This window comes from Cupriavidus pauculus, assembly GCF_008693385.1.
Classification (GTDB): domain Bacteria; phylum Pseudomonadota; class Gammaproteobacteria; order Burkholderiales; family Burkholderiaceae; genus Cupriavidus; species Cupriavidus pauculus_D.
In genome coordinates this window covers 3,029,472-3,050,920 of record NZ_CP044065.1, presented here as the reverse complement: position 1 = coordinate 3,050,920, position 21,449 = coordinate 3,029,472, and the positions used below count along the sequence as shown (strand labels likewise).

Genomic DNA, 21,449 nt, shown 5'->3' with positions numbered 1-21,449 from the left:
GACGCCACCGAACAGGAGTTGGAGATGAACTTGCCACAATACGTGAAGATCGTCGAAGTGGGCCCGCGGGACGGCCTGCAGAACGAGAAGGCGATGGTGCCGACCGATGTGAAGGTCGCGCTGATCAACCAGCTGTCGGACGCGGGCTTCGTGAATATCGAGGCCGCCTCGTTCGTCTCGCCGAAATGGGTACCGCAGATGGCCGACGGCGCCGATGTGATGGCGCGCATCCAGCGCCGTCCGGGCACGCTCTATTCGGTGCTGACCCCGAACATGAAGGGCTTCGAGGGCGCGGTGGCCGCGAGCGCCGACGAGGTGGTGATCTTCGGCGCCGCGAGCGAGGCGTTCTCGCAGAAGAACATCAACTGCTCGATCGCCGAATCGATCGCGCGCTTCGAACCCGTGGCCGCCGCCGCGAAGGAAGCGGGCGTCCGGCTGCGCGGCAGCATTTCGTGCGCGCTCGGCTGCCCCTATCAGGGCGAGGTGTCCGTGAGCGCGGTGGTCGATGTGGTACGCCGCATGCGCGAACTCGGCTGCGACGAGATCGATATCGCCGACACGATCGGCGTGGGCACGCCGGGCAAGGTGCAGGACGTGATGCGCGCCGCGGCGGCGGAGTTTCCGATCGACCGCCTGTCGGGCCATTTCCACGATACGTACGGCCAGGCGCTGTCGAACATCCTCGCGAGCCTCGAAGTGGGGATCGCGATCTTCCACGCGTCGGTGGCGGGCCTCGGCGGCTGCCCGTACGCAAAGGGCGCCACGGGCAACGTGGCCACCGAGGACGTGCTGTACATGCTGCACGGGCTCGGCCTGCACACCGGCATCGATCTCGAAGCCGTGGTGCGCACCGGCGACTTCATCTCGCAGGCCATCGGCCGCGCGAACAGCTCGCGCGTGGGCAAGGCCCTGCTGACCAAGTGGGCGTCGGCGGCGGAAGCCACGTGCGTGTGAACCCATTCCTCTTCAGGAGAGCAGTGACATGAGCGAAACCTCCGGAACGTCGCAGGGACCCCTCCCGGAATCCGCGCAACGCGTGGCCGATCTGCTGGCCGGCATCGGCCACGACCGGCCCGTGGTGATGTTGCCCGCGACGGGCAGGACCTCGGCGGAGGCCGCGGCCGGCCTGGGCTGCTCCGTGGCGGAGATTGCCAAGTCGATCATCTTCCGCCGCGTGGCGGACGACGTGCCCGTGCTCGTGATCGCGAGTGGCAGCAATCGCGTCGATGAGGCCAAGGTGGCCGCGCGCGTGGGGGCGCTGGGCAAGGCCGATGCGCGTTTCGTGCGCGACAAGACCGGATATGCGATCGGTGGCGTCTGCCCGATCGGCCACGCGGTGGCACCGGTGATGCTGCTCGACCGGGACCTGTTCCAGTACGAGAGCGTCTGGGCCGCCGCCGGCCATCCGCATGCGGTGTTCAACCTGACGCCGGCGCAGCTGCAGACGATGACGGGTGCCGAGGTGGCCGACGTCGCGCAGCTCGTGCAGCCGGTGAACGGCGAGGTGGCGTCGTGAGCGCCGGCGGCGCCGGCGGCTTGAGCGCGGCCAGCGGGCTGCGGCCCGGCATTGCGTTCGAGTGGCAGTACGTGGTGCCGCCGAAGGCCACCGTGCCGAACCTGTACGACGATATTCCCGGGTGTGCCGACATGCCCGACGTGCTGGCCACGGGGTATATGGTCGGCATCATGGAATGCGCGTGCCTGCAGATGCTGCGCGACTACCTCGACTGGCCGCGCGAGCAGTCGCTCGGCACGCTCGTGAACTTCTCGCATCTGGCCGCGACGCCGCCGGGCATGGCGGTGACGGTCAAGGGCGAGCTGGTTGCCGTCGAAGGCCGCAAGCTGCGGTTCGCGCTGACCGCATGGGACGGCGAGGACAAGATCTCCGAGGGCGTGCACGAACGGCATCTGATCGATGCTGCGCGTTTCAACGACAAGATCGCGGCAAAAGCCGCGCGCATGACGGGCTGACGCCATGACCGTGTGCACGCGATCGCTGGCCGAACTGGAACACGCTGCCGACGCCGCGCTGACGGGCTCGCCCGTGCCGTCGCCGTGCATCAACGTCTGCCGCATGGATGCGGCCTCCGGCTACTGCGAAGGCTGCCTGCGCACGATCGACGAGATTGCGTCATGGTCCGGCGCGGACGACGCCGCACGCCGCGCGATCTGGGCGCAACTGCCCGATCGCCTGCGCTGGCTGCGGGAAACCGCGCCATGAGCACGCCGCCGCTCCCGCCGTCGTTACGTGTGCTGGAGCGCGGCTGGCTCTCGGCCAACAATGTCCTCACGTTCGACGGGGATGGCGCCACGCTGATCGACAGCGGCTACGTCACGCACGCCTCGCAGACGGTGGCGCTCGTGGAAGCCGCGCTCGACGGCCGGCCATTGCGCCGGCTCGTCAACACCCATCTGCATTCCGACCACTGCGGCGGCAACGCGAGCCTGCAGGCACGCTGGCAGCCGCACACGCGCATTCCGGCGGCGGAAGCGGACGCGGTGGCCGCGTGGGACGAGGAGGCGCTGTCGTATCGCGCCACGGGGCAGCAATGCGCGCGTTTTACGTTCGACGACGTGCTCGCCGATGGCGATGCGCTGCGGCTCGGCGGCATCGACTGGAACGTGGTGGGGGCGCCCGGGCACGATCCGCATGCGGTCATGCTGTTCGCGCCCGCCCACGGCATCCTGATCTCTGGCGATGCGCTGTGGGAGAACGGCTTCGGCGTGATCTTTCCCGAGCTCGATGGCGAGAGCGGGTTTGCCGAGCAGCAGGCGGTGCTCGCGCGGATCGCGTCGCTCGATGTGCGGGTGGTGATTCCCGGCCATGGTGCCGTGTTCACGGACGTCGCGGGCGCGCTCGAACGCGCGCGCGGCCGGCTCGCCTACCTGCGCGACGATCCGCTGCGCAATGCGACGAACGCGATCAAGGTGCTCGTGAAGTTCCGGATGCTGGCCGCGCAGCGGATGACGCGCGCGGCGTTGCTCGACTGGTTCGGCGCGACGCCGCTGATGTCGCGCATCCAGGCGCGCTACATGCCGGGCGAATCGCTCGCGGCGATCTGCGAGGATGCGCTGCGGGGACTTGTCCGCGTCGGAGCGCTTGCGGTCGATGGCGATCAGATACTGAACCGGGACTGACGCCATGCTGATGCCGCCGCTCAAGGCTCGCGACTTCCTGCTGCGGCCATTTCGTGCGAGCGATGCATCGCAGATGGTCGGCGCGGTACGCGAATCGATGGCGACGGTGGGCGTGTGGATGCCCTGGGCGTATCCCGACTATGGCCTCTACGACGCGCACGAGTGGTTTGCCCGCTGCGAAACCAATATGGAGGACGGCGTCGCGTTCGACGTCGGCGTGTTCTCGCCCGATGGGCGCGTGCTGTACGGCGGCGTCGCGATCAACCAGATCCGGCGCGAGGACAACCTGGGCAACCTCGGTTACTGGATCCGGCAATCGCGGCAGCGGCGCGGCATCGCGGCGGGTGCCGCGTCGATGATGGCGTGCCATGGTTTTCACGGGCTCGGGCTGACACGCATCGAGGTCGTGGCCGCGGAGGGTAACCTCGCCAGCCGCGCCGTGGCGGAGAAGATCGGCGCGCAATTCGAATGCATCGCGCGCAACCGGCTGATCCTGAACGGCCGCCCGATCGCGGCGGCCGTGTATTCGATGATCCCGGGTTGAGGCCTTCCCGGTCAGAACGTCGTCTTGAACCCCACCCGCACGCTCCGCCCCGCCAGCGGCGCGATATCCCGCAAGATCGACGTCGCGCTGCGCGCCTCGGTGTTGGTCAGGTTATCGCCTCGCAGATACACGAGCGTCTGCGTGCGCGAGACCTTGAACTTGTAGGTCAGCGCCACGCCGAGCATCGTATAGGCATCGCTGGGCGTATCGTCCGTCGGTACACGGCTCTGGCGCGCGTACCAATCGACGTTCACGCGCGCTCCCCAGGGGCCCGCCCCGTAGATCAGCGACCCGCCGAGACGCAGCGGCGACAGGCGCGGCAGTGCCTCGCCGGTGTCGCGATTCTCGCCATGCACGTAGTCCGCGCGCGCGGCAAAGTCCAGCGTATCGCTCGTGGTGAGCATCTTCTGGAGCAGGCGCGTCTTGCCCTCGGCCTCGAAGCCCCACAACGTGGCCGGCACGCCGAGGTACTGGAACACGGGCAACGCACCGTTGCCCGCCGGCGCGGCATTGCCTTCTTCGTCGCGGAACTGCCCGGAGTTCACGAGCGCGAGGTAGTTCTGGAAGCGGCTGTAGTAGCCCGTGACGCTACCGCTATGCGGCCCCTGGTTGAAGCGCAGCCCGAGGTCGATCGACGTGGCGCGTTCCTTGTTCGCATTGGGATCGCCCACCTCGAACGTGCCCGTGGCCAGGTGCGGCCCGTTGGCATAGAGCTCGTAGAACGTCGGCGCGCGCTCCGTGTACGACAGGTTGCTGGTCACGGACCAGACCGGGTTGACCTTGTACAGCAGACCCGCCGACGCGCTGCCCGCGTTGAAGGTCCGCTCGGCATCGGCGAAACGATCGCTGCCATTCGCGCTGGCCTTCACCGTCGTGTGGTCGAGGCGACCGCCGAGGTTCAGTTTGAGGTCGCCGGATGCCGTCAGCGGCAGTTCCTCGAACACGAACACTGCGGCATTGTCGGTACGCGTGCTCGGCACGAACGCTTCCTCGCCGAGCGCGGAGAAGTCGGTGTGCCCGAACTGCGTGCCGATCACGCCCGTCATGTTCCCGATCTTGCCGTGCTTGGCCTCCAGCCGCGCATCCCAGCCATGGCTCTTGAACGTGGTGCCCGTCTCGCCGTCCTCGATCTCGCGATGCTCGTAGTCGGTGTAGCTGAAGTTGCCCTTGACCGACTCGATGATGCCGCCCGTGGCATTGGACAGATTGCGCGCCTCGCCCGCGACGCCAAAGCGGTCCTGCCGCATCTTGATGCGCGCGTCGGCTTCGGCCGGCGTGCCGTAGTCGTTGCGATACGTCGAGTAGTCGGCCCCGATAAAGCCGTCGGCCCACGTGTACGAACCGCCGAGCGCGCCGCCTTCCTGATGCGCGTTGGTGTTGGGGATATGGCCGTAGCTCTCCGTTTCCCCTTCGGGGAGCGGCTGCGTGGCGCGCGCGTTGCCGCTGCGCGCGAAGCCCGGAATCTTGAGGTCGCTGGTCTGCCGCACGAACGCGTCGGCATGCACGGCGAACCTGCCGTTGCCGGCCTCGATCAGGCCGCTCGCATTGCGGCCCTTGTCGCCGCCGATGGTCGCGCTCGAATCGACCGCGCCGGACACGCCCGTGATCGGGTCCTTCGGAATACGGTTGTCGATCACGTTGACCACGCCGCCGAGCGCGTTGCCGCCGTACATCAGCGCGGCCGGGCCACGCACGACCTCGATGCTCTCCGCCACGAGCGGATCGATGGGCACCGCGTGGTCATAGGACAGCGTGGAAGCGTCGATCGTGGACCCGCCGTTCTGCAGCACCTTGATGCGGTCCGCGTCGAGGCCGCGAATGATCGGGCGGCTCGCGTTCGGGCCGAAATAGCTCGACGAGACGCCGGGCAGGGTGTTCAGCGTTTCGCCGAGCGTGCTGTCGGCGCGCACGGTCAGCGCATCGCCGCCAAGCGTGGAGACGGGCGCCACGAGGTCGTTGAGGTCGCTGCCGAGCGGATTGGCGGTGACGACGACGGGCTTGAGCACCTGCGGTGCCGGCGCGGGCGTGCTGGCCGGCGCCGTGGGGGCGGCGGGCGCGGCATCCTGCGCGAACGCGTGCGCGGAGACGACCAGCGCCGCGACGGCGGCGGCGGGCTTGAGGGGAGACTTGCGCGCGGAGAGGCGGCGCGCGCGCGGGAGTTTGTTCTTGTGAGACATGGCTCGCGATTCGGTTTTTGTCACGACCGTGGCACGACGGATGGCACTGCACGCGCACGACGGCGGACGACGGGCGTCGACACGACGGCGGTGCGCCCCGGCAGGGCACACGTGGCATGGCACGTGGAATATGGCTGGAGCCCCGGCGCGGCGGCCGGCAAATCAGGGCCGCGGACCGTGGCGGGTCAGACGAACGCGAGCGGCGCCGGTGGGGCGCGCGAATGGAAGGGGTGACGGGCGGGAAGATCGGGCCAGCGCCACGCAAGCGCGGCGGGCTTGACCGGTTTGCCGAAACGCAGCATGGGCAGCGTGACGGTACCGAAGTGCGTGTCGGCCACGGTCGCGCCATCGAACAGCACGCAGGAATGGCCGGCGATTTTCAGCGCAAGCGGATGCACATGGGCGTCCTGCCCCTGTCCCGCCACGACGGCGGAGAGGGTCAGCGGGGTGTTGAGCAGCCCGCCGTGCACCACGCGGTGCACGAGGCCTGCCTGCTGCGCGAGCAGCAGGCACAGCACCAGCCCCAGCGCGGTCCAGAGACCGAGGCCGCGGTGGCGCCAGCGCGCGAGAAGTTGGCCCGCGTCAGTGCGCATGGCCACAGCCGCACTGATCGTCGTGATCATGATCGTGGTCGTGATCGCCATGGCCATCGCCATGATCGTCATGGTCGTCATGGTCGTGACCGTCGTCCCAGGCCGGGAACGGATCGGCATAGGCTGCCCACGCCTCGGGACCCTCGGCCACTTCCGCATCGGTCAGCAGGCACGCGTCGAGCAATGCCGACAGCGCGGCCGCATCGAGATCGCGCCCGATCAGCACGAGTTCCTGACGGCGGTCGCCGAACGGATCTTCCATCTCGGCCTCGATCTCCGCGCGCGCATCGGCGTCCTGCGGCCAGTCGGTGTCGTCGAGCGAGGCCCACCATGCGCCGGCACCGCCGGGTCGGCAGACGCCACCGGCCTGCGCCCAGTCGCCGGCCATGTCCATGCGCGACGCCAGCCAGAACAGGCCCTTGGAACGCAGCACGTCGCCGTGCTCGCGCATCCATTCGGTGTGGATCAGATCGGCGAATCGTTGCGGATGAAATGGGCGCCGGCGCCGATAGACGACGGCACCGATGCCGTCTTCGGCGGGCAGGGCTTCGCCGCGCAGGGCCAGCTGCCAGCCCGTGTTCGCGAACGTCGTGTCGACATCGAAGCGGCCGGTGTCCAGCACATGCGCGGCCGGCACGGCGCCGCGGATCGTCTCGACGAGATCGGCGCGCGGGTTGAGCGCGCGCAACAGCGCACGGGCGCGGGCGAGCGTATCCGCATCGGCCTCGTCCGTATGGTTCAGCACGAGCACGTCGCAGCCTTCGATCTGCTCCACGAGCACATCGACCACTGTGCGGTCGTCGCCGGCCTCGGCCAGGCCGCGATCGGCGAGAAAATCCGCGTCGTGCCAGTCGCGCAGCAGCGTCGCGGCATCCACGACGGTGACCAGCGTATCGAGCCGGTAGCCGGCCCCGGCATCGTCATGGCCGTGCGCATCCTCGAAGGCGAAGAGCTCGGCGATCGCGAGCGGCTCCGAACTGGCGTCGGTTTCGACGATCACGGCATCGTGGCCGCCCGCTTGCGCCAGGCGTTCCACCTCGGTCAGCAGGTCCGGCCCATCGGCGAGCGCCGCCACGCGCAGGCCATCGGCATGGGCGCGAACGTGGTCGAGCAGGGCGGTCTTCCCGGCACCGGAGAATCCGGACAATACGGTGACGGGCAGGCGATCGGCCATGATGCGGGATGTAATTGCAACAAGGTTGCGACTGTATCAGAAACGCCGCCGTGAGGACAGTCACGCACGGCGCTTCCCCATGGTAGGACATCGCGTATACACAAACGGCCCGGATGATCCGGGCCGTAGGTCAGTGCGATCCGGGAGGGCTCAGTCCCCGAACAGCTTCTGGCGCAGCTCGCGGCGCTGCTGCGCTTCCAGCGAGAGCGTCGCGGTCGGACGGGCCAGCAGGCGCGGCACGCCGATCGGCTCGCCGGTTTCCTCGCACCAGCCGTAGTCGCCGGACTCGATGCGCTGGAGCGACTGTTCGACCTTCTTCAGCAGCTTGCGCTCGCGATCGCGCGTGCGCAGTTCGAGCGCATGCTCTTCCTCGATCGTCGCGCGATCCGCCGGATCCGGCACGATGACCGTTTCGCGCAGGTGTTCGGTGGTCTGGTCGGCGTTCTTGAGAATTTCGTCGCGAAGCTGCTCAAGGCGATTCTTGAAGAAGGCCAACTGCGCCTCGTTCATGTAATCCTTGTCGCTCATCTTCAGGATTTCAGCTTCAGTCAGAAGTTTGTTGCTGCTCATGGTTGCTGCTGATTCTCTTGTTGATGCGACCGGCGGCGTCTCCGTCCGCTCGGGTGCGGTGGCCGCCCGCTTGCGCGGTGCGGTCGTTTCACTCTGGCTGGCTGCAGTCTTGCTGCTTCGCGTGCCTCCCTTGGCCTCCCCCGCCTCGGCCTGCGCCGTACTGCCACGTGGAGTCGGCGTTGCCTTCGCAGGCTGCGCCTTTGGTGTCGCTGCCGCGGCAGTAACAGTCTTGCTGCGGCTTTCCTTGGTTTTTGTTGCGGCTGTCATGGGGACACCTCTCTCTCTCGCGTCGGGTAAGTGACGTTTAGTGACGTTACATCACGCAAAGCAAACACGCAAAACGTAACGCGGCGCGAACCGGAGGTGCCTCACGGCGGATTGGCGGTCTCCGCACGAAGCACTGCGACCGCACCTGCAGGCGGCCCGCCTCGTGTAGACGACGACCCGCCGCCCTGCCAATACGGGTAACGGCTCAAAGGTGCGCCGCCCGTATCAAATCCGGCTTATTGTACTTGAACAAATTTTTCGGAGATATGGGAGAAAGCCGGACAAGCGCACAGGATTTTTCACGATGACCGCCGGGCCCCCATGTGACGGGACAGGCAGAAAAGGACAAAAGGGGGCATCGCCACTGGCGAAGCCCCCCGGTCGGATGGTGCCGGATGCCGTCAGGTCAGGCCAGGCAGCTTTCGAGCCCCTTCAGGATCGCCTCGCGCGGCAGATCCACACCGATGAACACCATCTTGGTGACCGGCGTCTCGTCGGCCCACTTGGCGCCGATATCGCTGCCCATCAGCTGGTGCACGCCCTGGAACACGACCTTGCGGTCCACCCCATCCATATAGAGCACGCCCTTGTAGCGCAGCAGCTTCTCGCCATAGACCGACAGGATGCCCGACAGGAATTCCTCGAGCTTGCCGTAGTGGAACGGCTTGTCGCTGCGGAACACGAACGACGCGATGCGGTCGGTGTGGTGGTGATGATGGTGGTGGTCGTGCGCGTGACCGTGGCCATGGTCGTGATGGTCGTGGCCGCAGTGCTCGTCATGCACGTGGCCATGATCGTGGTCATGGTCGTGGTCGTGATCGTCGGCGCGCAGGAAGTCGGGGTCGATCTCGAGCTTCTCGTTGAGGTTGAAGCCACGCAGGTCGAAGATCGTGTCGATCGGCGCTTCACCGAAATGCGCGGTGCGGATCGGCGCGCGCGGATTCATGTGGAGCAGGCGGTGGCGCAGGTCGGCCACCTCCTTTTCGTCGACGAGGTCCGATTTGGTGATGAAGATCGCATCGGCAAAGCCGACCTGGCGCTGCACCTCTTCCTGCTTGTCGAGCTGCATGTTGGCGTGCTTCGCGTCGACGAGCGTGATCACCGCATCCAGCAGATAGCGCGCGGCGATTTCCTCGTCCATGAAGAACGTCTGTGCGACCGGGCCCGGATTGGCCACGCCCGTCGTCTCGATGACGACGCGGTCGAAGTCGAACTCGCCCGCGTCGCGGCGCGTGAGCAGATCGGACAAGGCCTGCACGAGGTCCCCGCGGATCGTGCAGCAGATGCAGCCGTTGCTCATCTGCACGATCTGTTCGCGGCCATCCTGCACGAGGATTTCGTTGTCGATGTTCTCCTCGCCGAATTCGTTCTCGATCACGGCGATCTTCATGCCGTGCTGTTCGTTGAGAATTCGCTTGAGCAGCGTCGTCTTGCCGCTGCCGAGGAAGCCGGTCAGGATCGTGACCGGGATCATTTTGGACATGTTGTTCTCCGAGTCCGATAGATAAATCGATTCCGCCTTCAGTGCGCGTGCGCGCCGGCCTCGATGCGTTTGCCGCATTCGGCGCAGACGCCGTTGACGGTCAGCTCCACGTGCTCCACGGCAAAACCGCTCGGCACCTTCGGCGTGGCCACGCGCGGCGGCGCGCCCGCGGCTTCGAGGCAATAGGTGCGGTCGCACCGCGTGCAATGGAAGTGGCTGTGCTGGCGGTGCACCTGCGCGCGCGCGGCCTCGTGCTCGACGAGGCTGAAGCGGAAGACGCGGTCGTTGCCCGCGCGCTTCTGCGCGATGCCCTGCTCGACCAGCCAGTCGAGCACGCGGTAGACGGTGACGCGGTCCACGCCGGCCTCGGCGGGCAGGGTGTCGATCACGGCCTGGTGCGTCATGGCGTCGTCGCTGCCGATCAGGCACGCCAGGATGGCCACGCGCGGCTGCGTCACGCGGGCGCCGAGCAGGCGCAGACGCTCCTGCGCGACGTCGTGCGGAGCGGCCTGAGGCGCGGAATGCAAAGTGGGGCGGGTCATGCGGGCCATTTAACCATAGGGCCCCCTTCGATGCAATTCAGTTGCGGAAGCGCGTCCGCAACGGCGTGCTCCGAATGCGCCGTCCAGATGTGCGTTTCTCGCGGGTTAACCCCGCTACCTGCGCGTTGTTCGCGGCGGCTAACATCCACCTCCGGCTCCGCCTGTACGCGGGGCTGGTGGCCGCCTTCCACCCATACATTTTGCCGATGGTCACTCGTGCGCTTCCGATATGGATCGCACGACCGGAAAGATCCGCAACACGCGGGCGTCCGACGGCAAACGGCGGTCTCGAGGCACTGGAGCAGGGAATACAGGAGAGCATGATGAAACGAGTTGCAGTACATTTCGCGGCCGCGCTGGCAGTTGCCGGCGTGGTGGCATCGACGGGTACGTTCGCGCAGGATTTCCCGGGCAGCAAGCCCGTGCAGGCCGTGGTGCCGTTCGCGGCCGGTGGCCCGACCGACAAGGTCTCCCGTGAACTCACGGCGATCATGTCCAAGCATCTGGGCACCACGATCGTGATCGAGAACCTCGGTGGCGCCGGCGGCACCATCGGCGCCAAGAAGGTCGTGCAGGCCAAGAACGACGGCTACACCATCCTGATCCACCATATCGGCATGTCCACGGCACCGGCGCTGTACCGGAACCTGGGCTTCGACCCGCTCAAGGACTTCGAGATGGTCGGCGAGATCGCCGACGTGCCGATGGTGATGGTCGGCAACAAGAACCTGCCGCCGGCCACGTTCAAGGAGCTGCTGCCGTACGTGAAGGCCAACGCCAGCAAGCTGTCGCTGGCCAACGCCGGTATCGGCTCGGCCTCGCACCTGTGCGGCCTGCTGTTCCAGAGCGCGATCCAGACCGAACTGACCACCGTGCCCTACAAGGGCACCGCGCCGGCGCTGACCGATGTGCTGGGCGGCCAGGTCAACCTGATGTGCGACCAGACGACCAACATCGCCGGCCAGCTGAAGGCGGGTTCGCTGAAGCCGTACGCGGCCATGCAGCAGCGTCGCGTGGAAGCGTTCAAGGACATTCCGACCGCGGCCGAACAGGGCCTGCCGGGCGTGGAAGTCAAGATCTGGCACGCGATGTACGCGCCGAAGGGCACGCCGAAGGCCGTGATCGACAAGCTGTCGGCCGCGCTGCAGAAGTCGGTAACCGATCCGACGTTCCGCGCCAAGATGGCGGAACTCGGCGCCGAGGCCGTGCCGGCCCAGCGCGCCACGCCGGACTCGCTGCGCGTGTTCCTCGCGTCGGAAATCGACAAGTGGACGCCGGTCATCAAGAAGGCGGGCGTCTACGCGGACTGAGCGCCGACGCTGCAACACCAAAGGCCATGCCGCGAGGCATGGCCTTTTTTTTGTGCCTATATTGGGAATTTCGCGTCCCCCTTGAAAGCCGCGCCGGTGGCGCCACCTACCGACCTGACAGACATCAACGAGGCACCATGGAACAGTATCACGGCACTACCATCGTCAGCGTCCGCCGCGGCAACCAGGTCGCGCTGGGCGGTGATGGCCAGGTCACTCTGGGCAATATCGTCATGAAGGGTTCGGCGCGCAAGGTGCGCCGTATCTACAACGGCAAGGTGCTGGTCGGGTTTGCCGGCAGCACGGCCGATGCGTTCTCGCTGCTGGACCGCTTCGAGGCCAAGCTCGAAAAGTACCAGGGCAACCTGACCCGCGCGGCGGTGGACCTCGCCAAGGACTGGCGCTCGGACCGCGCGCTGCGCCGGCTCGAGGCCATGCTTATTACCGCGGACAAGGACACCACGCTCGTCATTACCGGCAACGGTGACGTGCTCGACCCCGAAGGCGGCATCGCGGCCATCGGCTCGGGCGGCGTGTACGCGCAGTCCGCCGCCAAGGCGCTGATGGAGAACACCGACCTGTCCGCGAAGGACGTGGTCGAGAAGTCGCTGACCATCGCCGGCGAACTCTGCATCTACACGAATACCAATTTCGTCATCGAGACGCTCGAGTAAGCGTCGCTCTGAACGGATTCCCATGTCGCATACCATGACCCCGTCGGAAATCGTTTCCGAACTCGACAAGCACATCATCGGCCAGAACAAGGCCAAGAAGGCCGTGGCCGTGGCGCTGCGCAACCGCTGGCGCCGCCAGCAGGTTCAGGACCCGCTGCGCCAGGAAATCACGCCGAAGAACATCCTGATGATCGGACCGACCGGCGTCGGCAAGACCGAGATCGCGCGCCGCCTGGCCAAGCTGGCCGACGCGCCGTTCATCAAGATCGAGGCGACCAAGTTCACGGAAGTGGGCTACGTCGGCCGCGACGTCGATACGATCGTGCGCGATCTGGCCGAGATGGCCGTGAAGCAGACGCGCGAGTCGGAGACCAAGAAGGTCCGCACCAAGGCGGAAGACGCCGCCGAGGACCGCCTGCTCGACGTGCTGCTGCCCCCGCCGCGCGATATCGGCTTCGCGCAGGGCGAGGACAAGGACTCGAACACGCGCCAGGCTTTCCGCAAGAAGCTGCGCGAGGGCTCGCTCGACGACAAGGACATCGAGCTCGAGGTGGCCGCGGGCGCGCCGAGCATGGACATCATGGGGCCGCCGGGCATGGAGGACATGACCGAGCAGATCCGCACGATGTTCGCCGGGCTGGGCCAGGGCAAGAAGCATCGCCGCAAGATGAAGGTCAAGGAAGCGTTCAAGCTGCTGATCGACGAAGAGGCCGCGAAGCTCGTCAATGAAGAGGAGCTCAAGCTCAAGGCCATCGCCAACGTCGAGCAGAACGGCATCGTGTTCCTCGACGAGATCGACAAGATCGCGAGCCGCAGCGACGTGGGCGGCGGCGAGGTGTCGCGCCAGGGCGTGCAGCGCGATCTGCTGCCGCTGGTGGAAGGCACGACCGTGAACACGAAGTACGGCATGATCCGGACCGACCATATCCTGTTCATCGCATCGGGCGCATTCCATCTGTCGAAGCCGAGCGACCTGATTCCCGAACTGCAAGGCCGCTTCCCGATCCGCGTGGAACTGGAATCGCTGTCGGTGCAGGACTTCGAGGCCATTCTCACGCAGACCGACGCGAGCCTGACCAAGCAGTACCAGGCCCTGCTCGCCACCGAAGAGGTCGATCTGAAGTTCGCGCCGGACGGTATCCGCCGCCTGGCCGAGATCGCGTTCTCGGTCAACGAGAAGGTCGAGAACATCGGCGCGCGCCGCCTGTACACGGTCATGGAGCGCCTGCTCGAGGACCTGTCGTTCAACGCGGGCAAGTCGTCGGGCCAGACCGTGACGATCGATGCCGCGTATGTCGAAGAGCGCCTGGGCGACCTCGCCGGCAACGAGGACCTGTCGCGCTACGTGCTGTAAGCCACGGTGCGTTCCCGCTTCGCACGGAAGCGGGAACGCGGCGGCATCGTACGCGAAGGTACACGAATGCACGGGAACCACCGCGTCCGGTAAGCTTCGTAAAACTTGGTAAGTCCACTGGCGCACATGGCCCACGGATGAGACGCTTGCGCACCTTCAATGGTAACGAGCGTCGATGGGAGCGACCCGCATCTCATCGAGACGACTCCGGGGAGCATTCATGTCGCGCAATCTGTTCTACAAACGCAATCAGGTTCGAACGCGCCGCGTCGCGCTGGCCTCGGCCATGCTGCTGGCCGCGCTGACAGCCGCCACCGTGTTCCTGTGCGTGCGTCCGATGGTGACGCCCGCCAATGCCAGCACGGCAGCGCCCGAGGCCTCGGCCGGCGCCACGACGATCACGCTGCCGCTGCCTTCGACGATCCCTTCCACGATTCCCACCGATCTGCCCGCCTCGGCGCCGGCGGTCGTGGATCCGCGCGCGGGCAAGTCCGCCGACGCGGGGTCGTCAGCCGCGATGGCCACGATGGCGATGGATGCGGGCAAGCTCGTCACGCTGGCCGACCGCCATGCGAGCGATGCGCTGCGCATCGCCTCGGAGGCCAACGGCGCGCACGACGATCTGGGCTGGGACTACGTGCAGCTGCGCCTGTAAGCCGAACCCGTCGGGCGCGGCCACCGGTCAGCGCTGCACGGGACGCTTCCCGAGCTTGCGCTGGAGCGTGCGCCGATGCATGTTCAGCGCGCGCGCCGTCGCGGAAATATTGCCGTTGTGCTCGGTGAGCACGCGCTGGATATGCTCCCACTCGAGCCGGGCCACCGATAGCGGCACCGGTTCCTCGAGCGCGGCCTCGGCCGCATCTTCCGAGATCCCCGCCATCAGCGCGGTCAGGATCGAATCCACGTTGGCCGGCTTGGCCAGATACTCGTCCGCCCCCTGCTTCACGGCCGCCACGGCCGTGGCGATGCTCGCATATCCCGTCAGCACGAGGATGCGCGCGTCGGGCAACGCCGTGCGCAGCGGCGCCACCAGATGCAGTCCCGATTCCGCCGGCGCGGTGCCGGCCGCTTCCGCGGGCGGCCCCAGATGCAGGTCCAGCGTGACGTACGCGAACGCGGTGCGCGCGGCCAGCGCGAGCGCGGTCGCGCCGTTGTGCGCGACCTGTACCGCATAGCCGCGGCGCGTGAGCGCGCGCGACAGCGTGCCCGCGAACACCTCGTCGTCATCGACGACCAGGAAGGGCGTGCCGGCCAGGGGATCCACGGGAACGATTGCGGGAGCGTCGGTCATTGCGGCTTTACGTTTGGAGTTCGGACGGCGAGGCGTCGAGGTCGGGGGTCGTGACGGCGAGGGGCAGGCGCAGTTCGGCGACGGTACCGCCGCCGGGGTTGTCGTGCCACGCCAGTTGTCCGCCAAGCTGGCGCGCGGCGCTCTGTGCCAGGTACAGGCCGATGCCCTGGCCGCCATGCGTGCTCGCGACGGGGGCTTCGCCGAGGCGGGCGCGGATGGCCGGGGGAATGCCCGTGCCGCGGTCGGTGACGCAGCACGAGAGCACCGGCAGGCCCGCACCCTCGTGCGCGCCGCGATGGTCCTGCACGAGCGACAGGTCGAGCCGCAGCGCGGGCGCCGCATGCATCGCGCGGCCCGCCGCCTGCTGGCTGCGCGCGGCGTTGTCGAGCAGGATCGTCAGGATCTGCCCCACGCGCGCGACGTCCACCGCGTGCCGCGCGGCCTCGGCGCTGGCGACCGCGCGCAGCGTGGCCTGCGGATGCCGCAGCTGCCAGCGTTCCGCGAACGCGGCCAGCCACGTGCCGATGCGCTGCGGCGCCAGCGTGGCGTGGTCTTCGCGAAGGCGCGCGAGAATCGAGCGGCACAGGTCGAGCTGCTGTTCCATCGTGCGCAGGTCCGGCAGATAGCCGGCGATCGCGGTGTTGCCGCGGCCGGCATCGTCCGCGTCCGCGCGCAACTCGCCCGCGATCACCGCGAGCGTGGCCAGCGGGGTGCCGATCTCGTGCGCGACCGCGGCGGCCTGGTTGTTCAGTGCCTCCACGCGCGCTTCGCGCAGCAGCTGTTCGCGCGCGAGATTCAGCTCGGCGTCGCGCTGGCGCAGCACGCCCGAGAGCCGCGCGACGAAGAACGCGATCATCACCGCGCTGGCCACGAAGTTGAGCCACATGCCCGCGAGGTGATAGTTCACCGCGTTGTCGGGGTTGTGCAGGTTCAGCGGCACGTATTCGAGCAGCAGCAGCGAATAGCACGCGAGCGCATAGAGCGCGAGCGCCGCGACGAGGCGCCAGGGCAGGATGGCCGCGGCGATCGCCAGGCCCGGCAGATAGAACGAGACGAATGGATTGGTCGCGCCGCCCGTGAAGAACAGGATGGCCGAGAGCGCGGTCAGGTCCACCATCATCTGCGCCATCAGCTCGGCATCGGCCGGCGCGCCGCTGCGCGCGGCCAGTCCGCGCAGCCGCAGCGTGGTGAGCAGATTGAACAGCGTCTGCAGGCCGAACAGCAGCAGCAGCGGCTTGTACGGCAGGATGATGCCCGCCACGGACTCGCACGAGACGAGCAGCAGCGCCTGCCCCGCGAGCAGGGCCCACCGCAGCCGCGACAGACGCCTCAGGCTGACCAGGCTGTGACGCTCGGGAACGACGCCGGGCATGGAGAGCCACGTGGCGAGGGAGGGCGGGAACAAGTTCGTGATCACTGGAATGGAGGAACGAGCGCGGGGCACGCTCGGCCCATGACGCGAGTGTAACAATGCCATCGCACCGCTTCGGCGGATGCGACACCGTGCCGCATTCTGACGTATCCCGCGCGCTGCCAGACTATGCGGTTCGACGATGGTCCCCATGCCCTGACGCCGGGCGGGAGGCCGTGGTCTCATGGTCTAATGTCTGCTTTCCATGGAGACGTACAAGATGCAAGCCTTTCCCCGCGCGGCGTTGGCCGTGATGTCTGCCGCCGCGCTCTTCGCCAGCGGCGCGGCCTTCGCCCAGGTCGATGTCACCAACGCCTGGGTGCGTGGCACGGTGCCCGCGCAGACCGCCTCGGGCGCGTTCATGACCATTCACGCGCACGACGCCGCGAAGCTCGTGGGCGTGTCGTCGCCGGTCGGCACCGCCGAGCTGCACGAGATGAAGATGGAGAACAACGTGATGCGCATGCGTCCGGTCGGTTCGCTCGATCTGCCGAAGATGCAGAACGTCGAGCTCAAGCCCGGCGGGTATCACGTGATGCTGATGGACCTGAAGACGCAGTTGAAAGCCGGCGACAAGGTGCCGCTGACGCTGAAGATCGAGCAGGGCGGCAAGGTCGTCGAACAGCGTGTGACCGCCGAGGTGCGCGACCTGACCGCGCAGGCGGCGCAGCCGGGTGCGCCCGCGGGCGGCATGGCCCACGGCGACCATAAGCATTGATCAGCCCGGCACCGGTCAGCCCCGGAGGCTGATCGGCGCCTCGGCCGGCGACTGGCCGGCCTGCGCGACGAGCGCGGCCGCCTGCGCCACACGCTCGCGCAGCCATGTGTGGCCGGGATCCGCCTCGGCGCGCGCGTGCCACAGCATGCTGCAGGTAAAGTCCGACAATGCATCGGACTTGAACGGCGGCGCGAACACCGCGTAACGCGCGTCGTCCTCGATGGCCGCCAGCGTGCGGCGCGCGGTGGTCAGCACGAGGTTGGTCCCCGCGATCAGCGCGGGTGCGACGCTCCAGTGCGGAACCGTGCAGGCGATCTTGCGGCGGCCGCCGAGCTTCGCCACGGCGGTATCGATCGCGTCCATGGGCTCGCTGGCATTCGCCACCAGCACGTGCGAACGCGCGAGGTAGGCCACCTGATCGAGCCGGCCGTTGTCGCGCACTGTCGCGGCATCCACCACACAGGCATACCCATCCTCGAACAGCGGTGTCTCCCGCACGCCTTCGGGCCGGTAGGCGAACACGCCGATGGCCAGGTCCGCCTCGCCGTCCGCCACCTGCGCGGTCATCGCTTCGCGGCTGGCCTGCGACACCGTCAGATCGACGTTCGGCGCGGCCTTGCGCAGCGTGCGCAGCAGATGCGGGAGCACCACGAGTGCCCCGTAGTCGGACATCGCGAGCCGGAACGTGCGGCGCGCGGTGGATGGCTGGAAGCTCGTGGGGCCGAGCAGGATGCGCACCTGCGCGAGGGCCTCGGCAAGCGGTGCCGCCAGTTCATGCGCGCGCGGCGTCAGCACGAGGCCGCCCTGGCCACGCACGAGCAGGGGATCGTCGAGCAACTGGCGCAGCCGGCCCAGCGAATGGCTGACCGCGGGCTGGCTCAGCTGCAGCCGCAGCGCCGCGCGCGAGATATGGCGTTCCGCGAGCAGTGCCTCGAGCACGACGAGCAGGTTGAGATCGATTCCGCGCAGGCTGTTCATATTTATTCGTCGGACGAATGTCAGGTCAATTTAGTGCGATTGTGACATTCGTCCGGACGATTTGCCAGCGTGGCTTTCCTTTTCCGCAGGCAATCGGGGCACAGGCACAGCTGGTCCGGCACGAGTCCGCTGGCGGGCAGGAACGGCTCGTGCGCGCACCAGCAGGTGGAGAGCCCGGCGACGTAGCCGCACACGAACGCCGCGCCGCACTGGCTGCAGCGGCTGGCCAGTGCCTCGGGAACCGTGGCGGTGTGGGTGGGGTCGGTCATAGGTGGTGACATCTTTTACAGGCGCGATCGTTCTCGATTGTTGTCGAGCCCGCGCGAACTTGTTTTAAAATCGGCGCCTGTCTCGGTGCGCGGCTGCAAAGCGGCGGAAATGCCACGCGCGCCAGCCATTGCCATCTTACCTGTTGAAACATTCAAGTCTTCCAGCCATGACCGACGACCAACCCGGGCCTGCCACCACCTCGATTGCCGCTATTGCGCCTGCGCTCAAGGCCGAGATTCTGGCCGAGGCGCTGCCCTATATCCGCAAGTTCCACGGCAAGACCATCGTGGTCAAGTACGGTGGCAACGCCATGACCGAGGAGAAGCTCAAGCACGGGTTCGCGCGCGACGTGATCCTGCTGAAGCTCGTCGGCATGAACCCGGTGGTCGTGCACGGCGGCGGTCCGCAGATCGATGACGCGCTGAAAAAGATCGGCAAGGTCGGCACGTTCGTGCAGGGTATGCGCGTGACCGACGAGGAAACCATGGAAGTCGTGGAATGGGTGCTCGGCGGCGAAGTCCAGCAGGACATCGTGATGCTGATCAACCAGTACGGCGGCCAGGCCGTGGGCCTCACGGGCAAGGACGGCGGCCTGATCCGCGCCAAGCGCCTGCAGATGCCGGACCGCGAGAACCCGGGCGCCTTCCTCGACATCGGCTACGTGGGCGATATCGAGGCGATCAACCCGGCCGTGGTGCGCGCGCTGCAGGACGACGCGTTCATCCCCGTGATCTCGCCGATCGGCTTCTCCGACGATGGCCAGGCGTACAACATCAACGCGGACGTGGTCGCGGGCAAGATGGCCGAGATCCTGAAGGCCGAGAAGCTGGTCATGATGACCAATATCCCGGGCGTGATGGACAAGAAGGGCAACCTGCTGACCGACCTGTCCGCGCGCGAGATCGAGGAGCTGTTCGCGGACGGCACGATCTCGGGCGGCATGCTGCCGAAGATCTCGTCGGCGCTCGACGCCGCCAAGAGCGGCGTGAACTCGGTGCACATCATCGACGGCCGCATCGAGCATTCGCTGCTGCTCGAAATCCTGACCGAACAGGCGTTCGGTACGCTGATCCGCTCGCACTGAGCACCCTCGGGGGCGGCCGGGCGCTATCGGACGTCCTCCCCCTTCCCCCCCTTTTTCCTCTCCCGGCGTGAACTCCAGACAACCGATCTCGCGCCGCGCCCTCACGCGGACGCCGCTCGCGGGCAAGCGCCTTGCCGCCCGCGTCGTACGACGCCCGGCCGGCAACCTGTCCGGCCCCGACGTGTGGCTGTTCGACCTCGACAACACGCTGCACGACGCCTCCCACGCGATCTTCCCGGCCATCAACCGGCTGATGACCGAATATGTCGCGCGCGTGCTCGACACCGATGCCGCCACCGCCAGCCAGGTCCGTGTTGATTATTGGCAACGGTACGGCGCGACATTGCTGGGTATGATCCGACATCATGGCGTGGATCCCGACGACTTCCTGCGCGCGGCCCACGCGTTTCCCGAACTCGGCGACATGGTGCGGGTGCAGCGTGGGCTTGCCGCGCATCTGCGCCGGTTGCCGGGCCGCAAGATCCTGATCACGAACGCGCCGCGCGACTACGCGCGCGCGGTCATGGCGATTGCCGGCATCGACCGTTTTTTCGAGCGGGTGATTGCCGTGGAGGACATGTGGGTGCACGGCCATTTGCGGCCCAAGCCCGATCGGCGCATGCTGCGCCGGTGGCTGGCGCGCGCGCGCGTGCCCGCGCACCGCGCCATTCTGGTCGAGGACACGCTGTCCCACCTGAAGCACTATGCGGGCACGGGCATCCGGACCGCCTGGATCACCGGGCATCTGCGCACGCTGGCGCCGTCGCGGCCGCATGCGGTGCCCGCGACCGCCACGAACGACGACGCGGCCATGCGCGCGACGATCGCCGAAGAGGACGCGCGGCATGCCGCGCACGTCACGCAGGAGCGGTCGGTGACGCTGGTGGCGGCGGAAAGCCAGGTACCCCCGAATGGGGGACGGCAGGCAGGCGAAGTGGGTACGAGCGATGTCCGCGCGCCACAGTCGCAGCCCGATTCGGCGCCTCGGGTGCGTGCCCGTGTGGTCAACCGGCCACGTTATGTGAACATAAAAGTACAATCGCTGGATCACCTCATCAAACAATAAAAAGGTACTGGGTCATGAATCAAACCATCGCACGACACATGGGGAGCGAATCGGGAAACCAGGCTGGCGCGCAGGTCGCCGCCGAACTGGCCGAGACGGAAGCCGGGGCGGAGGGCACGTCGGCGCGCAAGCGGCCGCGTCCGGGGGAACGCCGCATCCAGATCCTGCAGACGCTGGCCGGCATGCTCGAGCATCCGCGCGGGGAAAAGATCACGACCGCGGCGCTGGCCGCGCGCCTCTCGGTCTCGGAGGCCGCGCTGTACCGCCACTTCGCGAGCAAGGCGCAGATGTTCGAGGGCCTGATTGCGTTTATCGAGCAGACCGTCTTCGGCCTCGTGAACCAGATCACGCTGCAGGAAGAACACGGCCTGCGCCAGGCGCAGGCGATCGTGCGCATGCTGCTGTCGTTCGCGGAGAAGAATCCGGGCATGACGCGCGTGCTGACCGGCGAGGCGCTGGTCGGCGAACACGAGCGGCTGCAGGAGCGGATCAACCAGATGGTCGATCGCATCGAGGCCTCGCTGCGCCAGTGCCTGAAGGTGGCCGTCACGCAGGGCGCGTTTCCGTCCGATGCCGATATCCCCGTGCGTGCCGCGCTGATCATGGCCAGCGTGCAGGGACACTGGCACCGCTACGCGAAGAGCGGCTTCCGCAAGCTGCCCGGCGAGTACATCGACGGCCAGCTGCGCGTACTGCTGGGGTGAATCGCCGCCGGTGACCCGCCGGGCCGACTTGCACTATAATCGCCGTGTCGCGCCGATTTGATGACTGGCTTGCGGGCGCGCGGTAGCAGGGAAGATTCCGG

24 protein-coding genes are annotated in these 21,449 nt (G+C 67.4%); 14 read left to right on the top strand and 10 right to left on the bottom strand.

Annotated elements, in window-relative coordinates:
* Positions 1-24: 24 nt before the first annotated feature.
* From FOB72_RS14015 to FOB72_RS13990, 6 genes are read left to right on the top strand one after another with little or no spacing between them, the layout of a single operon-like run.
* Positions 25-954 (top strand): hydroxymethylglutaryl-CoA lyase, encoded by a 930-nt coding sequence (locus FOB72_RS14015; RefSeq protein ID WP_150373102.1) that lies wholly within the window; start codon positions 25-27, stop codon positions 952-954.
* Positions 955-982: 28 nt separating this feature from the next.
* Positions 983-1,516 (top strand): YbaK/EbsC family protein, encoded by a 534-nt coding sequence (locus FOB72_RS14010; protein WP_150373100.1) that lies wholly within the window; start codon positions 983-985, stop codon positions 1,514-1,516.
* Positions 1,513-1,971, top strand: a complete 459-nt coding sequence (locus tag FOB72_RS14005) for a thioesterase family protein (RefSeq protein ID WP_223851342.1) — start codon at positions 1,513-1,515, stop codon at positions 1,969-1,971. The genes FOB72_RS14010 and FOB72_RS14005 overlap by 4 nt, the downstream gene beginning before the upstream one ends.
* Before the next feature lie 4 nt (positions 1,972-1,975).
* Positions 1,976-2,221, top strand: a complete 246-nt coding sequence (locus FOB72_RS14000; protein WP_150373099.1) for a DUF1289 domain-containing protein — start codon at positions 1,976-1,978, stop codon at positions 2,219-2,221.
* On the top strand, positions 2,218-3,138 hold the full coding sequence (locus tag FOB72_RS13995) for an MBL fold metallo-hydrolase (RefSeq protein ID WP_150373097.1): 921 nt from the start codon (positions 2,218-2,220) through the stop codon (positions 3,136-3,138). The genes FOB72_RS14000 and FOB72_RS13995 overlap by 4 nt, the downstream gene beginning before the upstream one ends.
* Before the next feature lie 4 nt (positions 3,139-3,142).
* Positions 3,143-3,682, top strand: coding sequence for a GNAT family N-acetyltransferase (locus FOB72_RS13990; RefSeq protein WP_223851341.1), 540 nt, complete (start codon positions 3,143-3,145; stop codon positions 3,680-3,682).
* Positions 3,683-3,693: 11 nt separating this feature from the next.
* Here FOB72_RS13990 and FOB72_RS13985 read toward each other — a convergent pair whose 3' ends face one another.
* The 6 genes from FOB72_RS13985 to FOB72_RS13960 all read right to left on the bottom strand — a co-directional run bounded on the left by FOB72_RS13985 (position 3,694) and on the right by FOB72_RS13960 (position 10,488).
* A complete protein-coding gene (locus tag FOB72_RS13985; protein WP_150373095.1) occupies positions 3,694-5,859 on the bottom strand; it encodes a TonB-dependent receptor in 2,166 nt (721 codons plus the stop codon).
* Positions 5,860-6,044: 185 nt separating this feature from the next.
* A complete protein-coding gene (locus FOB72_RS13980; RefSeq protein ID WP_223851340.1) occupies positions 6,045-6,503 on the bottom strand; it encodes a hypothetical protein in 459 nt (152 codons plus the stop codon).
* The gene (locus tag FOB72_RS13975; RefSeq protein WP_150373094.1) at positions 6,442-7,626 is read right to left on the bottom strand and encodes a GTP-binding protein; all 1,185 of its coding nucleotides are present in this window, start codon (positions 7,624-7,626) and stop codon (positions 6,442-6,444) included. Before FOB72_RS13975 ends, FOB72_RS13980 begins: the two co-directional genes overlap by 62 nt.
* A gap of 150 nt (positions 7,627-7,776) precedes the next feature.
* A complete protein-coding gene (gene dksA, locus FOB72_RS32555; RefSeq protein WP_223851339.1) occupies positions 7,777-8,463 on the bottom strand; it encodes an RNA polymerase-binding protein DksA in 687 nt (228 codons plus the stop codon).
* Between the two features lie 406 nt (positions 8,464-8,869).
* Positions 8,870-9,946 (bottom strand): CobW family GTP-binding protein, encoded by a 1,077-nt coding sequence (locus FOB72_RS13965; protein ID WP_150373092.1) that lies wholly within the window; start codon positions 9,944-9,946, stop codon positions 8,870-8,872.
* A 38-nt stretch (positions 9,947-9,984) separates the two neighbouring features.
* Positions 9,985-10,488: a Fur family transcriptional regulator gene (locus FOB72_RS13960; RefSeq protein ID WP_150373090.1), complete on the bottom strand. Its 504-nt coding sequence runs from the start codon at positions 10,486-10,488 to the stop codon at positions 9,985-9,987.
* A gap of 323 nt (positions 10,489-10,811) precedes the next feature.
* Here FOB72_RS13960 and FOB72_RS13955 point away from each other — a divergent pair, with 323 nt between their 5' ends.
* From FOB72_RS13955 to FOB72_RS13940, 4 genes are all read left to right on the top strand, one after another.
* Positions 10,812-11,798: a tripartite tricarboxylate transporter substrate-binding protein gene (locus FOB72_RS13955; protein WP_150373089.1), complete on the top strand. Its 987-nt coding sequence runs from the start codon at positions 10,812-10,814 to the stop codon at positions 11,796-11,798.
* Positions 11,799-11,935: 137 nt separating this feature from the next.
* Entirely contained in the window at positions 11,936-12,472 is a 537-nt protein-coding gene (hslV, locus tag FOB72_RS13950) for an ATP-dependent protease subunit HslV (protein WP_150373088.1), read from the top strand.
* Between the two features lie 22 nt (positions 12,473-12,494).
* Entirely contained in the window at positions 12,495-13,826 is a 1,332-nt protein-coding gene (gene hslU / locus FOB72_RS13945; protein WP_150373086.1) for an ATP-dependent protease ATPase subunit HslU, read from the top strand.
* 220 nt (positions 13,827-14,046) lie between these two features.
* Positions 14,047-14,481, top strand: coding sequence for a hypothetical protein (locus tag FOB72_RS13940; protein WP_150373085.1), 435 nt, complete (start codon positions 14,047-14,049; stop codon positions 14,479-14,481).
* Between the two features lie 27 nt (positions 14,482-14,508).
* On the opposite strand, the gene FOB72_RS13935 is transcribed toward FOB72_RS13940, so the two are convergent.
* Both FOB72_RS13935 and FOB72_RS13930 read right to left on the bottom strand, forming a co-directional pair.
* Complete coding sequence (locus tag FOB72_RS13935) at positions 14,509-15,117, bottom strand: response regulator transcription factor (protein ID WP_150373083.1); 609 nt, start codon at positions 15,115-15,117, stop codon at positions 14,509-14,511.
* 7 nt (positions 15,118-15,124) lie between these two features.
* Positions 15,125-16,489: an ATP-binding protein gene (locus FOB72_RS13930; protein WP_150373913.1), complete on the bottom strand. Its 1,365-nt coding sequence runs from the start codon at positions 16,487-16,489 to the stop codon at positions 15,125-15,127.
* Between the two features lie 259 nt (positions 16,490-16,748).
* On the opposite strand from FOB72_RS13930, the gene FOB72_RS13925 reads away from it, so the two are divergent.
* On the top strand, positions 16,749-17,246 hold the full coding sequence (locus tag FOB72_RS13925) for a copper chaperone PCu(A)C (RefSeq protein WP_191002152.1): 498 nt from the start codon (positions 16,749-16,751) through the stop codon (positions 17,244-17,246).
* A 15-nt stretch (positions 17,247-17,261) separates the two neighbouring features.
* Here FOB72_RS13925 and FOB72_RS13920 read toward each other — a convergent pair whose 3' ends face one another.
* Both FOB72_RS13920 and FOB72_RS13915 read right to left on the bottom strand, forming a co-directional pair.
* Complete coding sequence (locus FOB72_RS13920; protein ID WP_150373079.1) at positions 17,262-18,224, bottom strand: LysR family transcriptional regulator; 963 nt, start codon at positions 18,222-18,224, stop codon at positions 17,262-17,264.
* Positions 18,225-18,244: 20 nt separating this feature from the next.
* Complete coding sequence (locus tag FOB72_RS13915) at positions 18,245-18,493, bottom strand: cysteine-rich CWC family protein (RefSeq protein ID WP_150373077.1); 249 nt, start codon at positions 18,491-18,493, stop codon at positions 18,245-18,247.
* Between the two features lie 167 nt (positions 18,494-18,660).
* Here FOB72_RS13915 and argB point away from each other — a divergent pair, with 167 nt between their 5' ends.
* The 3 genes from argB to slmA all read left to right on the top strand — a co-directional run bounded on the left by argB (position 18,661) and on the right by slmA (position 21,348).
* Entirely contained in the window at positions 18,661-19,578 is a 918-nt protein-coding gene (gene argB / locus FOB72_RS13910; RefSeq protein WP_150373076.1) for an acetylglutamate kinase, read from the top strand.
* A 67-nt stretch (positions 19,579-19,645) separates the two neighbouring features.
* A complete protein-coding gene (locus FOB72_RS13905; protein ID WP_411859799.1) occupies positions 19,646-20,644 on the top strand; it encodes an HAD-IA family hydrolase in 999 nt (332 codons plus the stop codon).
* Positions 20,645-20,682: 38 nt separating this feature from the next.
* On the top strand, positions 20,683-21,348 hold the full coding sequence (slmA, locus tag FOB72_RS13900; protein WP_150373911.1) for a nucleoid occlusion factor SlmA: 666 nt from the start codon (positions 20,683-20,685) through the stop codon (positions 21,346-21,348).
* Positions 21,349-21,449 lie beyond the last annotated feature (101 nt).

Excerpts from the sequence above, each read along its gene's own strand:
- FOB72_RS13920 (WP_150373079.1), bottom strand. The coding sequence starts at position 18,224 with ATGAACAGCCTGCGCGGAATCGATCTCAACCTGCTCGTCGTGCTCGAG.
- slmA (WP_150373911.1), top strand. The coding sequence starts at position 20,683 with ATGGGGAGCGAATCGGGAAACCAGGCTGGCGCGCAGGTCGCCGCCGAA.
- FOB72_RS13985 (WP_150373095.1), bottom strand. The coding sequence starts at position 5,859 with ATGTCTCACAAGAACAAACTCCCGCGCGCGCGCCGCCTCTCCGCGCGC.
- argB (WP_150373076.1), top strand. The coding sequence starts at position 18,661 with ATGACCGACGACCAACCCGGGCCTGCCACCACCTCGATTGCCGCTATT.
- FOB72_RS13965 (WP_150373092.1), bottom strand. The coding sequence starts at position 9,946 with ATGTCCAAAATGATCCCGGTCACGATCCTGACCGGCTTCCTCGGCAGC.
- FOB72_RS14015 (WP_150373102.1), top strand. The coding sequence starts at position 25 with ATGAACTTGCCACAATACGTGAAGATCGTCGAAGTGGGCCCGCGGGAC.
- FOB72_RS13925 (WP_191002152.1), top strand. The coding sequence starts at position 16,749 with ATGCAAGCCTTTCCCCGCGCGGCGTTGGCCGTGATGTCTGCCGCCGCG.
- hslU (WP_150373086.1), top strand. The coding sequence starts at position 12,495 with ATGTCGCATACCATGACCCCGTCGGAAATCGTTTCCGAACTCGACAAG.
- dksA (WP_223851339.1), bottom strand. The coding sequence starts at position 8,463 with ATGACAGCCGCAACAAAAACCAAGGAAAGCCGCAGCAAGACTGTTACT.
- FOB72_RS13935 (WP_150373083.1), bottom strand. The coding sequence starts at position 15,117 with ATGACCGACGCTCCCGCAATCGTTCCCGTGGATCCCCTGGCCGGCACG.
- FOB72_RS13915 (WP_150373077.1), bottom strand. The coding sequence starts at position 18,493 with ATGACCGACCCCACCCACACCGCCACGGTTCCCGAGGCACTGGCCAGC.
- hslV (WP_150373088.1), top strand. The coding sequence starts at position 11,936 with ATGGAACAGTATCACGGCACTACCATCGTCAGCGTCCGCCGCGGCAAC.
- FOB72_RS13980 (WP_223851340.1), bottom strand. The coding sequence starts at position 6,503 with ATGGCGATCACGACCACGATCATGATCACGACGATCAGTGCGGCTGTG.
- FOB72_RS13940 (WP_150373085.1), top strand. The coding sequence starts at position 14,047 with ATGTCGCGCAATCTGTTCTACAAACGCAATCAGGTTCGAACGCGCCGC.
- FOB72_RS13960 (WP_150373090.1), bottom strand. The coding sequence starts at position 10,488 with ATGACCCGCCCCACTTTGCATTCCGCGCCTCAGGCCGCTCCGCACGAC.
- FOB72_RS13975 (WP_150373094.1), bottom strand. The coding sequence starts at position 7,626 with ATGGCCGATCGCCTGCCCGTCACCGTATTGTCCGGATTCTCCGGTGCC.
- FOB72_RS13990 (WP_223851341.1), top strand. The coding sequence starts at position 3,143 with ATGCTGATGCCGCCGCTCAAGGCTCGCGACTTCCTGCTGCGGCCATTT.
- FOB72_RS13955 (WP_150373089.1), top strand. The coding sequence starts at position 10,812 with ATGAAACGAGTTGCAGTACATTTCGCGGCCGCGCTGGCAGTTGCCGGC.
- FOB72_RS14010 (WP_150373100.1), top strand. The coding sequence starts at position 983 with ATGAGCGAAACCTCCGGAACGTCGCAGGGACCCCTCCCGGAATCCGCG.
- FOB72_RS13995 (WP_150373097.1), top strand. The coding sequence starts at position 2,218 with ATGAGCACGCCGCCGCTCCCGCCGTCGTTACGTGTGCTGGAGCGCGGC.
- FOB72_RS13930 (WP_150373913.1), bottom strand. The coding sequence starts at position 16,489 with ATGCCCGGCGTCGTTCCCGAGCGTCACAGCCTGGTCAGCCTGAGGCGT.
- FOB72_RS14000 (WP_150373099.1), top strand. The coding sequence starts at position 1,976 with ATGACCGTGTGCACGCGATCGCTGGCCGAACTGGAACACGCTGCCGAC.